Source organism: Paenibacillus sp. GM1FR (assembly GCF_002803315.1).
In the GTDB taxonomy this organism is placed as follows: domain Bacteria; phylum Bacillota; class Bacilli; order Paenibacillales; family Paenibacillaceae; genus Paenibacillus; species Paenibacillus amylolyticus.
The window spans coordinates 12468-24767 of record NZ_MKZL01000010.1; the positions used below are offsets into that span (position 1 = coordinate 12468).

Genomic DNA, 12300 nt, shown 5'->3' on the forward strand with positions numbered 1-12300 from the left:
TCTGCGGAAGCTCTTTATCTCCCTATATTTCAGTGAGATTCGTACGTTAGTGATAACGAGGTGTCTGAAGCCGATGCATATCAAGCAGATATGGTCTTACATTCCGGAGCACATTGTGCCGATCAGGGAACTGAACGAGGTGCTGGGACTCAATAATGCCCAGACGAAGGTACTGGAAAAAATTCACGGTTTGAAACAGGTTCGGCAAGACAGGGATGGAGATCTGGCTTCGTTGCTTGGGCGTGTATTAACCCAGGTGGTAAATAACCCGGAGATCGCTCCTAACTCGATTAAGTATATCATTTATTGCCACACAATTCAGGAAAATTTCCCCTTTCCTATGAAAGTTTTGCAAGCCCTGAAAAGGGCTTACGGGTTGCAGCATGCCATCGCGTTTTCGCTTACGCAGCAGAACTGTGCATCGGGTTTAATTGCCCTGAATGTTGCCGAGACATTGCTGCCTTCATTGGAAGCGGATGATCATATTTTAATTTTGACAGGTGAAAAAACCTTTAGTCCCGTTGTGCAATTGATCCCCAATACCACCGTGATGGGAGAGGCATCAGCCGCCGTGCTGGTGGGTAACAAGGGCAACGGAAGTCGTGTCGTCGGACTCACGAGTGTTACCCTGGGCCAATTCTGTAATGTACTAACGGGAACCCCGCAGATTCTAAGGGAGTTTCAGGAAATCTACACGCCCCGGTTATGTGAAGCCATTGTTGCAGCCGTGGAGCAGGCGGGTCTGACGCTGCAGGATATTCGATACATCGTCCCACACAATGTGAATCTATCCTCGTGGAAGAAGGTGGCTATCCGTTTATCCTATCCCCTTGAACGCATATATACGTCCAATGTGCAGGAGATCGGGCATTGCTTCTGTTCGGACCCATTTATTAATTTGCAAGCCATTCTAGAGCAGAAGTTGTTGCAACCAGAGGAGTATTATCTGCTTGTTACGGTCGGACTTGGGGTTACATTCAGCGTAGCAGTGATGCAGTATGCAGGAATAGGAGGGGATGGCCTTGACCACCGTATTGACGGATTTTTCGAGCAAGCTCAAGTGGGCGTTAACGGGCCAGCATGACGTTACTTTTATCTATCTGAACAATTTTGAGGTGGAGGAGTACTGGAGTGAAACGGGTATTCTCAAGCTGCCCTCATTAAGCATAGGCTCGGCTGCGGATGTCGTTAATCGAATGGAGGAACTGGGTGTTTTCCTCGCCGGAGAGAACGATATTATCCTGCTCAAGGGGCCGCCGAATCAGGGATTCATGGCAGATGCACAGGCGCTTGGGTTTGGTCGCTCCCGATGCATAACGGTGGAGCACAATGATCCGGCACTGAACATTACCGCGAATCTTCTGAATTGTCCAAGGACAATGGACAAGCTGAGAGAGCTGTCACAGGCTGCTGGAACGAATGTTTATCTGGTTCCCTTTGGAACCTCGGATCAGGAAGAGGAGTTCTCCCGACGGACCGGCATTCCGCTGGCTGTTCCATCTTCAGATATCTTCCGCAAGGTGAATGACAAGGGGTATTCCCGCCGTCTCAACGCGGAGCTGGGTATTCGCCAGATTCCAGGCGTTGAATGCACGTCTTTGGATGAACTGGTGTCTGGTTTCGATCAGCTAAAGGCCGTTCTAGAGCAGGGTGGACGCCTTGTGCTGAAGGATTCCATGGGTGTATCAGGCAAGGGAATTACCGTCATCACCGATGAAGCCAGGTTTCACAAATGCATGAGCATGCTGGAGAAACAGGCTAGCAAAAAAGGAATTCGACAAATCAACTACGTGCTTGAACAATGGATTGATAAAATCTGTGACCTGAATTACCAGATTCTCATCGATCGCTCCGGCGGAGTTGAATTTCTTGGCGTCAAGGAATCGTTGGTAGAGCAAGGCGTGCATCAAGGGCATCTCATGCCTTCGCGGCTCAACGATGTTCAACTTGAGGTTATTCGTGAAGCGGCCATGCGAATTGGAGTAGCTCTGTATCGAGATGGATACTACGGCATTGCCGGCATGGACGCCATTCTGGACGAGGACGGTACAATCTGGCCCAATCTTGAGATTAATGCCAGGTTTAATATGTCTACCTATCAGACCAACATTCAGCATCAATGGCTACCCGAAGATCAATGTGGATTGGCGAAAAAATATACGCTCCGGCTCAATCACCTGCTGGAATACGGAGTACTTCGTTCCCGGTTGGGTACGTTGATGTTCGAACCGGAACGCGGCGAAGGATTATTGATTAATAATTTTGCCACAGTCAATGCGGCATTCAGAAGTGAGGGGACCTTGTTCTCCGGACGTCTGTATGGCGTGATTATTGCGTCCTCCCCTGAACGGCTGGGAGTAATCGACGAAGCGATAGAAGCCGTCCTATCTTCCATTAACGAGGTGATGTGAGTGTCTAAGGAATATCAGATTCAGCAGTTGCCTGTTTCGGACATCGCCGAGAGATTCGGGACCCCGCTGTATGTATATGACGGGGATGTGTTGCAGCAGGTGTATCAGGAGCTTAGGGAATTGCTTACGCCTCAAGTGGAGCTGTTCTATTCATTGAAGGCCAATCCCAATATTTCGATCGTACACATGCTCCGGGAGATGGGAGCACAGGCAGAGGTATGTTCCCTGGCCGAATTGCATACGGCTGTACAGGCTGGAGTAGCAGCAGAAAGCATTATTTTTCTAGGACCGGGAAAAAGCGATGGCGAAATTACGGCATGCATACGTCTGGGCATATATGCGATCGTGTGTGAATCGTTTCAGGAGCTGGAGCGCATTGAGAGCATCGCTGCAAGTGAGGGGCGAATCGTGCCGGTGGCGCTGCGAGTGAATCCTTCCTTTTCTGTTAAAGGCTCCAGGCTGACCATGGGTGGAAAACCACGTCAGTTTGGTATGGATGAGCAAAGTGTGCTCCAGGGGAAAGAGCAGTTCGAGAGCTACTCCCATGTGGAGATCATGGGACTTCACGTGTACATGGGAACTCGCATGTTGGATGTAGAACCGATCGTTCAGAACACCCGTCATATTCTAGAATTGGCTGATCGAATCGAGAACGAGCTGGATATCACGCTGCGTATGGTCGATGTAGGCGGGGGATTGGGCGTGCCCTACCATGAAGGTGAGCAGTCCCTATCCATAGCCACACTGACAGAACAGTTGAATCCAATGTTCGAATCGTTTCGGAATAGTCATGCCAACACCCGGCTGTTCATGGAGCTTGGGCGATATCTGGTAGGCACCTGCGGTATGTTGGTCAGTCGAGCTCTATACGTCAAGCAATCGTATGGAGAGCACTTCGTCGTAACCGATGGTGGAACGAACTGCCATATGGCGGCGGTGGGCACAGGTTCTTACGTGAAGCGTAACTTTCCGATTGCCTCCCTGACGCGTTATGGGGAGTCCCCTGTAGCCGAATACAATATTACGGGTCCCTTATGTACGCCGAATGATGTTGTTGGAAAAAGGGTACTGCTTCCTCCTGTTGAACGGGGCGATCTAATCGGTGTTTTTCATTCGGGAGCCTACGGACCAACGGCTTCTCCCACACACTTTTTGAGTCACGGAAGTCCGGCGGAAGTGCTGATTGTCGCTGGGGAGGCTCATTTGATCCGTGAGCGGGATACTCCGCAGGATCTACTGTCCAAGCAACGCTTGATTCAAGTGTCCCACACAGCAATAACCAATTGATGAGGAGAGATGATGATCATGACAACTGCAGGATTGCTTGAAGAGATCAAGGGTGCCCTTGCTGAAGTGTTGAATACCGAAGCCAGGCAGGATATTCAATTAAGCACATCTTTATTTGACGAACTCTATCTGGATTCGACCTCGGTTCTGGAACTGCTTATGACGCTGGAAGACCGGATTGAGGGTCTGGAGATTGACCCGGATGATCTGGAGCCCGATGTATTTGATACGGTAGGTTCCCTGGCTGCCTATATTGAGAAGCAACTCATTGCGGCCTGATGGCTTCGCCTGTTGCCATACGGGAGATGGGAGTCAGGCTGTTCTCGGAGAAGAAGCCTCCGTTTGATCATCCAGAACTGTTGCGATTTCATCAGGATATGCTCGCGGGTACTCCGATCAAGTACGATGTTCAACTTTTGAAGGGGCGTAACAACAATGCCTATCACGAGATGAGTGTGGAATTGCTGGAGGAGACGGGACTTGATCGGGTCATGCAAGATGTGGATGTGTTGCTGTTGGCATACAATTTTCCGAATACCCGCCCGGATATATCAATTGTGAATTATTTGATGGATCGTTATCAGGCCCGTTTTATCAGTTTTGCTGTAAATGATCTTGGTTTTGGTGCTCCTTTTGCGGCGCTCCACATGCTTCAGCATTATCTGGGCAGAGAAGGTTACATGAAAGGCATGCTGCTGGTTATGGACCAGACGGCTCTCCCCTATGAAACGATGGAACTTGTTTCACCGACTGGACCGGACACGGCTGCAGCAATATACCTTGATCGGATGACAGGCGTAGGACCTTCCCTGCTTGGTGTAGAGATGCGACATGCCGAGCATTCCGTAGCCGATACTGCGGAGATGGTACTGGATCGATTATGTGCCCAGGCATCCATTCACCGGAATCAGATTAACCTGCTCATCCATCCTGATCTGGAGCAGCTTTGCAATCAGGCTGCCTGGTACAGCGAATGTGGATCGAAGAGTTATTATGATCCATCGCGCTGGAGTGCAGCGCCATTCTTCGCATTACAGGAGTTACTGGAGGAGAAGGACGGGGGCGAGTACATATGTCTTATGCATCTGGAGCAGACGGATTCGTTTATTCATGCCTTGCTGATCCGAACTTGTGAATGGCGTATGGATGGACACTAATCGCAGGAGGAGGGAGAACATTGGGGTTCGGTATTGTGGATATTGGCGTCTATTTGCCTGAACAGATTCAGCAGCCGGAAGAGGTGCTGGCTGCCCTGGAGCTTGGGAAAGGTGAGCTTCAGTTTCTGCGCAAGTACCACCGCCTGGAAGGTGTGCCTGTAACGGAATCGGGCCAGATGCTTGACGATACGATCACACAGGCTGTGGAACGGCTCCAGACCAGACCTGCCCTTTCCGGAATCGACCTTGTTCTCTATGTCCATTCCTTTCAGGTGCAGACACCGAGCGATTACAGGCTTGTGCAGCGTGTCCTCCAGCGCTTCGGGCTGGAACATGTACCGTTCTATGGCATATCCCAAATGAACTGTGCATCGTCGATAGCCGCTCTTCAATGGCTTGAGCGAATCTCACAAACGCAGCCTCACATTCGGAATGTGTTGTTGATCTGTGCGGATCAATTCAATTTTTTGCCTCCCGAATGGCGCTATCTGCGCAAATCGGCCATTCTGGGTGATTCTGCCGTAGCTGTTCTATTGAGCAGAGAGAGCTGTCAGCATGTCGTTCAGGCGGCGCATGTGCTGCGAGATACCCGGTTCCATACTGGCTATCATGCAACCGCCGATGAGATCTCGGCATTTAACCGATTGTATGTGGACCATATCATTCAAGGGATGGAAGAGCTGCTGTCAACGCAAGGCCTGAGTTTCGAAGATGTGAATCATATTTTTCCCCATAATGTGAACTGGACCACCTGGAAGGAATTCTCCCGACGTACGGGAGTTGGACTTGAACGGATATATCTGGATAACATTCAGCGAATCGGACATACCTTCTCCACCGACCCGTTCATTAACCTGAGTTCGGGATTGGAGCAGGACTGGGTGTGCAGAAAGGGACGCTCCATCATGGTCAGTATCGGGCTCGGCAGTTTTTTTGGTTTTGCACTGGTGGAGCATGGAGGATGCGAAGAAGATTGAACAGGAGGAATGACAATGCACGTTATTGAATTCCAGGGCCCAGATGCTAAGCCCGTCGGATCAAAGGCAGCAGGCAACCCCGTAGCTCCGATATCGGAAATGTTGGAGGCAAAAACCTTGCTGGTGAACAATCGTCCAGTGCTTTTGGCAACAGGTCCCTACGTGCTCGCAACCGCTCATCTCATGGAACAAGATGCTTTACTTTGGCATGAACAATCAGCAGGGCTGTATCGTTGGAACCAACTACATGCCGTTCATGTGCAGGATCGGATGCTTGAGCCCTCTGGACTACTGTTATACAAGGTACAGCCGAATGAGGGTGAGAAGGCTGAGATATCAGGCGAGAAAGTGACCTCGAATGAGCTGAGAACACGCCTGCTTGAGTTCCGTGCAGAGCTGTGCAAGGCTGGCTTGGAGCAGGTTCGCAGGCATTTGTCGGTGCGAATATCGGGCGGACAATCCACGTTTCAGCACCAGCTCGTGAAAGGCATGGTCGCTGACATCCTGACAACGCTCTACATGGCGGAAACGTTGCCTGAAGACCGCTTCCTCTCAGCAAATCCAGGTCTTCCATCGGTCCGGGTTCATGCGTGGATACATCAGGAATTGGACGAAGCTTTCAGACAGATTCAACGTCTTGGCGGCGGTTTCGGTTTTTTGAGACATGGCGTATCTGCATATACATATGCAGGCCAACTGGTGAAGAACATGCTGTTGCCAGCTAAGGAGGAATATTGATGATTACTCCATCAACGATTGCGATTTTCGAGCAAGTGATGAAGCAGTATGCTACGGAGCTTCGTCAGATCGGCCTGATCATCGACAGGGAGCCAGACCGGCTCACCGAGTTTTTGCACACGTCTGCCCTGCAGGCCATCAATCATATGATGATTCCCCCGGAGTATGGCGGTCAGCCGATTGTAACCATAGGTCAGGATCGATATTATGGACTCTCTTCGCTGGAAAGAGTCATTACGATCGAGCAGTTGTCCGCAGGAGATGCAGGCGTTTTTCTGGGAGGACCTGGGCCTTCCATGTCCAGCATCGTCATGATTGACTTGGGCGATGAGGAACAGAAGGAGCGATTTTATAGCCACTTTCTGAAAGGTCCGGCCTGGGCTGTTTTTGCCTTATCAGAGCCTGAGAAGGGTTCAGATGCAACCGAGATCAGCACGCGGATTACGCGACATCCGGATGGAGGAATGGAGCTAACCGGACATAAATTCTACATTGGGAACGGACACCGGGCGAGTATTGGACTGGTATTTGCCCAGACCAATCGTACGCCTCTGGGCATTCAGGTGGCTATAGTTGATCCTTCCCTGCCGGGTTTCACAGCAACCCCGCTGGACACGATGGGACTTCGTGGTCTGCAACTTAGCCATCTGCAATTCGAGGCTTTCCCACTGGAAGAGAAAGATATTCTGGGTCGTCATTTAAGTCCAACCAAGCGTGGACTGTGGGGAGCACTGCGTACATTCCACCGGATGCGCCCTAGTGTGGCAGCATTGGCGCTTGGTGTTGCACAGGCTGCTTATGATTATGTTGTGGAGCACAGAACGATCTTCACAGAACGTGAAAAGACAGAATTGGAGCGACTGGAGATGCGTCTGCACGCGCTACGCAGCATGATTCGGAATGCAGCAGCAGAGATTGACCATGATGCGAATAAGGGATATCTGGCTTCCCTCAGTAAAATACGGGCTGCGTCAGTTGCCGAGGAAGCGACGGAATGGGCACTGGAGATGATGGGGCCAGGTTCCATGCTGGAGCACCCTCTGTTGAACAAATGGTATCGCGATGCAAGGGCCTTTGAGTTCATGGAAGGAACAACGTCCATTCAGAAGATAAACGTTTTTCAGGCGTACGCTAACGGGAAGATGCAGCATGTCTGATTCACTTCATGGTGATATTGGCGCGGCCATCTATGTGGATCATATTTGCTGGCTTACTGCGGAGGATCATCTGTACACGCTGGATTGGCCAACACCGGATGATTATGTTTATGTATCGCCGCACATATACATGGAGGATCACTATTATGGTCGCGTGGGAACGCTGACTCGCTCCCTTATGGCAGACGGGAGACGGGTGACAGCGGGTGATCTTGCGCTTATGGTGCTGGAGCAGTTGTCCACAAAGCCGCATTGGGATTGGTTGATCCTTGCCCAGACTTGTCCCGAACGACATGCATTGAATGCTCCACTTGCCCGAATGCTTGAAACGGCTCCGTGGCGAGTTGATCATCCACTTGGTATTACCCATATGGGTGCGCTCGCAGGCACCGAGGCCATTCAGGTTGCTCTTTGGAGCATGCTTCCTAACGAACGGACTGCGATTGTGTTGGTGGAGCAGCGAATTCTCCATGACGATGGACAGATTGGATATGGTCAACCATCTGAACCTAAGGGTGATTTGGGCGACATGGCGGTGGCGCTTGAGGTAGGCCTTGGTCAAGGAGCGTTGCAGATACACTATGCGGGAAAACGGATCATCAGATCGGATGATGCCACGACTTTTGCATCCGAGGCACTCGGCATAATCCGCGAATGGATGGATAGCCATGCAGCCGTGCATGTCATTCTTCAGTCGAGACTGGGATTACGTCTCAATGGCAGTTCTGTTTTGCATATTTCCCCTTCCAAGACCATCTGCGTTCCACGAACCGATTATCAGAGCGGTGATGTATGGATACAGCTGGCAGATAAGCTAGAGCGGGGGATCATCAGGCCGGATGATCGAGTCATGCTGGTCTCGTGGGATGATGATCGGATGATATCGGCTTGTTGCGTGCATGTGATACGTCTGCCGATCCTCAACAGGCTTACAATGAATCAAGAAATCAAGACTTCATGAATTATGGAGGTGAACCCCATGCAGGGGATCGATTATACGGCCGGCTCGATCCATCGTTTGTTATTCCGTACGGCCGTTCCGATGCTGCTCGCTTCTCTGGTTAACGTGATTACACAACTGGCCAATGTATTTTTCTTGGGTCATACGAGTCAAAATGTATTATATGTGCTCTCATTGTATATTCCTGTCTCATTCGTCATGATTGCCATCATCGAAGCGATGCAACTGTCTGTTCAGGTCGCGGTAGCGCGCAGTCGTGCCGGGGGCTCTCGTGCATTTACCCAGCTATTCGTGCACATGATGGGCAGTGCAATGCTGCTTGCCATTCTGACCGGGGGAATTGTGATGTTAATGACCCCTGTGCTTTCATGGTTTTACCGTGTGCCTGCCGACATTGGGCCCATGTTTACGCTGTACGTAGGGGGCATGATGGCAGTGAGCATCCCGGCTGTCCTGGCGGCGGTGACCAGTGCGGCGTTACGAGGGCTGGGCCGGGCACAGGCAGCGTCGTGGAACGCGGTTGGGATGGCGATGCTAAACATTGCTCTTGTGTATACATTTGTGTCGGTCTTCGGGTTGGATCTGAAGGGCATCATCTATGCCAACCTGATCACTTCCGTCCTGTCCTTGGCCATCTCCCTGCTGATTCTGTTCATTCGTCGGGAAATGATTTTTGAACGCTTTGCTTTTGCCCAAAAACATCTGATGGCCCTCAGGCATGTCGGTATTCCTGTGTTCATCTCGTACTGCATGATTTTTCTGAGTACATTTTTTTTCAATAAAATTGTCAGTCACTTTGGCGAAGGGGCGGTTGCTGGCTTTGGCGTTGGTTATCGAATTCAGACGATGGCGATCCTGCCGGGTATCGTGATTGGATCGGCCATCGGCATTATCATCAATCATAATTTGCAGTCACCACACCGGCCAAGGGCCTATGCAAGCTATCGCCAAGGTCTGCTGCAATCCTTTGCTCTATACGTAATCATTGCCGTTGCCGTCTGGATCTGGCGAGATCCGCTTATCGCATTCCTAATCGAAGACGCGGCAACCCGAGCAGAAGCAGCACGGTATCTGTCCATCGTGGCTCTTTCCTATATTGGCATGGGTCCCATGATGACTACCCTGCTGACGATGGAACAGAGCGGGCGCGGATATCAGGCCATACTCCTGAATGCGGTATATTTTCTGATTATTATCGCACTTGGCTGGGGACTGACTCGGACTTTCAATGAGGTTACTTACTTCTATGCGGTGATTGCTGGCATGAATGTGGTCGGCATGTCGTCGTTCTTCCTGCCTTTCATGCGAATGCTGAAGCGGGAATATGTAGAGTCGTCTGCGGATAAGGACATCAGTACAGAAGGTGAAGCGACGTTGCCGAATAAGAGCTATTCCACACAGACTTGACTCTAACTACGTACGGGAGGTTTTTGCATGACAACATCAGAACCTGCTTATCTGGTACGTCGCATTGCAGATGCGTGGATCGCTGCGGATGAAACGTTCAGCCAGTTTTATGAGCTGGAACCTGCGAAAGAGCTGGAGCCACAACGCCCCCCGGATCTGCCGGGGGTGGAACCTGCGGAAGCGCCTTTTTTTTTGTATGAGCCTCTCATCGGTCATGGGGCTCCTCAACTGGGGATCTTGGGTATCCCTCATTCTGGTGGGACAAGCATGTTAAACTCCTCCGTTGCCGGACTTGCGCATGCGTTACGCGTAGAATCGTGGAAAAAGGTCATCTATCCATCGTTACAAGAGTCCGGGAATTCGAGCTTGTACGATATTGGAAGTGGGAGACGATTGCTTGAGAGCGTAGCCATGCAGGATTGGGGTACTTGTCTTATGAATGAAGCGGAGGCAGATACAGCTGTTCCTTATCAAAAGGGACTTGCGGCCGCACTGGATCATGCGCTGGATCAACAGGCACTATTGTGCTGCATTGGTGGAGACCATTCCATTACGCATGCTGTGCTTCAGATGATGGCAAAGGCCCTGGGCAGTCGAAGGATGCTGGTCCAGTTCGATGCCCATCATGATTGCGGTATCGATGCCATTCATCAGGAGCATCCCAGTCACTCCAATTTTGTAAGACATCTGCTAGAGCAGGGTACGGTTGCTGCTGTTGTACAGATCGGCCTGCGTGGTCTTCGCTCAGCAGATCAGATGTACAGCCATTCTGGCTTGATTCAAATATCAGCAGAGCATATGACACCCGAGAGGGTGAGCCATGTTCTGAACGAGGTAAGGCAGAAGTACGATGTCGACTCGGCTTATTTAACTTTTGACTTGGATTCCCTTGATCCGGGTAGCTTCCCCTTTGTTGATTTCCCAATTGCTGCAGGGCCGACGTGGCAGAACATTCGAGACTGCGTTACTGCAGCACTGGAAGTACCGATAGCTTATCAAGGGATGGATATGGTAGAGGGACAGGGTGTGCAATCAGATCGGCACATTCCCGGACAATATGAGCTGGCGCTTCGGATGTTGGCCTATATGGTGGATGGCATCGACCGGAATCGTCGGCGGTTTAAAAATTCTTCCAGTATTAGAGTAGCCAGAGAAGAGATGCTGTCGGGAGCGGGAGCATCCATGAATAAGGGCTTAAAGGAGGTGTGAGTATGAAGGATTTTCGTACATTATATACGTTACATCGGGAACAGGTCAGGGAGGAGCTGTATCGGGAAAAGACAGACGGAATTCGACTTGGATTCTTCTATGCGCTAATGAATATTGTTAAGGAGCTTGCACCACTTCAACTGGAATCGTCACCGGAGTCGATCTGGATGGATTATCTGGCTTTTTTGCGGACGGTTGATGAACACAAAAAAACCCCTTACTCCTTTATGGATTGGGATGAAGTCGAGGGGCTTGAACATTTGCAAGCGACGTTGCAGGAAGGTGGGGCTTTGTTGACCTGGCATTATGGATTCGTCAGGCATAATATGATCACCATCGGACAGGAGATTCGCGCAGGCCACATGAAGTCCGGATTACCCTTCTATCTGGTGGCTGAACAAGGTACCGTAGAGCAGGAGCAGAAGCTGTCGTCCTGGAATACTCTACGTCAATTTGCAGGTGCTGATCTGTTGAATGCCGAGGATGAGATGATTGGCATACGATTGTATTCTCATTTGCGGAAGGGAGGTTCATTCAACCTTTTCGTAGATGGTCAGACCGGGTTCAACGCGGATAATCGCGCAGTGGAGCTTCCTTTCCTGAGTTCACGCATCCGGACGAGGAGCGGTATTTTTCGTATTTTAGCCAAGACACGCAAGCCTGTATGCCCCTATTTCATGACATTGACTGAAGATTTTCGTTCCAAAATTGTTTTCTTGCCGCCTTTCATATTAGAAGGGGATATTCAGGAATCAGCAGGACGTGTATATGAGCCGTTTCGCAATCAACTGCTGAAGCAGCCTGCATTATGGAGATTCTGGGACCGTCACCATCAGCAAGTGATTCACTGGAAAGAGGATGAGACTAATCTTCATTCAGCGGAAGCTGAGAGTCAGGTGGACTGGTTCTCCAAGCCGCTGGAGGGATTCGGTCAGCTTGGACTGAACACCGCGAGTGGCATGATCTACAATTTGGGTTAACCGTCAGATAGGGGGG

General features: G+C 50.6%; 12 protein-coding genes. All 12 read left to right on the plus strand.

Going from position 1 to position 12300, the window contains the following annotated elements; genetic code table 11:
- Positions 1-73: 73 nt before the first annotated feature.
- Genes PAEAM_RS05610 through PAEAM_RS05665 form a run of 12 tightly spaced genes read left to right on the plus strand, consistent with a single transcriptional unit; the run spans position 74 to position 12284 of the window.
- Entirely contained in the window at positions 74-1084 is a 1011-nt protein-coding gene (locus tag PAEAM_RS05610) for a 3-oxoacyl-[acyl-carrier-protein] synthase III C-terminal domain-containing protein (protein WP_100526941.1), read from the plus strand.
- A complete protein-coding gene (locus tag PAEAM_RS05615) occupies positions 1023-2411 on the plus strand; it encodes a preATP grasp domain-containing protein (protein WP_165789841.1) in 1389 nt (462 codons plus the stop codon). Before PAEAM_RS05610 ends, PAEAM_RS05615 begins: the two co-directional genes overlap by 62 nt.
- The gene (lysA, locus tag PAEAM_RS05620; RefSeq protein ID WP_100526943.1) at positions 2412-3698 is read left to right on the plus strand and encodes a diaminopimelate decarboxylase; all 1287 of its coding nucleotides are present in this window, start codon (positions 2412-2414) and stop codon (positions 3696-3698) included.
- Between the two features lie 18 nt (positions 3699-3716).
- Positions 3717-3977, plus strand: a complete 261-nt coding sequence (locus PAEAM_RS05625) for an acyl carrier protein (RefSeq protein ID WP_100526944.1) — start codon at positions 3717-3719, stop codon at positions 3975-3977.
- Positions 3977-4855, plus strand: coding sequence for a hypothetical protein (locus PAEAM_RS05630; RefSeq protein WP_100526945.1), 879 nt, complete (start codon positions 3977-3979; stop codon positions 4853-4855). Before PAEAM_RS05625 ends, PAEAM_RS05630 begins: the two co-directional genes overlap by 1 nt.
- A gap of 20 nt (positions 4856-4875) precedes the next feature.
- Complete coding sequence (locus tag PAEAM_RS05635; RefSeq protein WP_165789842.1) at positions 4876-5832, plus strand: 3-oxoacyl-[acyl-carrier-protein] synthase III C-terminal domain-containing protein; 957 nt, start codon at positions 4876-4878, stop codon at positions 5830-5832.
- 15 nt (positions 5833-5847) lie between these two features.
- Positions 5848-6570, plus strand: a complete 723-nt coding sequence (locus tag PAEAM_RS05640; RefSeq protein ID WP_100526947.1) for a hypothetical protein — start codon at positions 5848-5850, stop codon at positions 6568-6570.
- Positions 6570-7727, plus strand: a complete 1158-nt coding sequence (locus PAEAM_RS05645) for an acyl-CoA dehydrogenase family protein (RefSeq protein ID WP_100526948.1) — start codon at positions 6570-6572, stop codon at positions 7725-7727. The genes PAEAM_RS05640 and PAEAM_RS05645 overlap by 1 nt, the downstream gene beginning before the upstream one ends.
- Positions 7720-8688 carry a hypothetical protein gene (locus tag PAEAM_RS05650; protein ID WP_100526949.1) on the plus strand — a complete coding sequence of 323 codons (969 nt, stop codon included), beginning with the start codon at positions 7720-7722 and terminating at the stop codon, positions 8686-8688. Before PAEAM_RS05645 ends, PAEAM_RS05650 begins: the two co-directional genes overlap by 8 nt.
- 18 nt (positions 8689-8706) lie before the next feature.
- Positions 8707-10095: an MATE family efflux transporter gene (locus tag PAEAM_RS05655; protein ID WP_165789843.1), complete on the plus strand. Its 1389-nt coding sequence runs from the start codon at positions 8707-8709 to the stop codon at positions 10093-10095.
- 27 nt (positions 10096-10122) lie between these two features.
- A complete protein-coding gene (locus tag PAEAM_RS05660; protein ID WP_100526951.1) occupies positions 10123-11304 on the plus strand; it encodes an arginase family protein in 1182 nt (393 codons plus the stop codon).
- Positions 11305-11306: 2 nt separating this feature from the next.
- Positions 11307-12284 carry an LpxL/LpxP family acyltransferase gene (locus PAEAM_RS05665; RefSeq protein ID WP_100526952.1) on the plus strand — a complete coding sequence of 326 codons (978 nt, stop codon included), beginning with the start codon at positions 11307-11309 and terminating at the stop codon, positions 12282-12284.
- Positions 12285-12300: the final 16 nt, after the last annotated feature.

Excerpts from the sequence above, each read along its gene's own strand:
- PAEAM_RS05610 (WP_100526941.1), top strand. The coding sequence starts at position 74 with ATGCATATCAAGCAGATATGGTCTTACATTCCGGAGCACATTGTGCCG.
- PAEAM_RS05625 (WP_100526944.1), top strand. The coding sequence starts at position 3,717 with ATGACAACTGCAGGATTGCTTGAAGAGATCAAGGGTGCCCTTGCTGAA.
- PAEAM_RS05630 (WP_100526945.1), top strand. The coding sequence starts at position 3,977 with ATGGCTTCGCCTGTTGCCATACGGGAGATGGGAGTCAGGCTGTTCTCG.
- PAEAM_RS05640 (WP_100526947.1), top strand. The coding sequence starts at position 5,848 with ATGCACGTTATTGAATTCCAGGGCCCAGATGCTAAGCCCGTCGGATCA.
- PAEAM_RS05645 (WP_100526948.1), top strand. The coding sequence starts at position 6,570 with ATGATTACTCCATCAACGATTGCGATTTTCGAGCAAGTGATGAAGCAG.
- PAEAM_RS05650 (WP_100526949.1), top strand. The coding sequence starts at position 7,720 with ATGTCTGATTCACTTCATGGTGATATTGGCGCGGCCATCTATGTGGAT.
- PAEAM_RS05655 (WP_165789843.1), top strand. The coding sequence starts at position 8,707 with ATGCAGGGGATCGATTATACGGCCGGCTCGATCCATCGTTTGTTATTC.
- PAEAM_RS05660 (WP_100526951.1), top strand. The coding sequence starts at position 10,123 with ATGACAACATCAGAACCTGCTTATCTGGTACGTCGCATTGCAGATGCG.
- PAEAM_RS05665 (WP_100526952.1), top strand. The coding sequence starts at position 11,307 with ATGAAGGATTTTCGTACATTATATACGTTACATCGGGAACAGGTCAGG.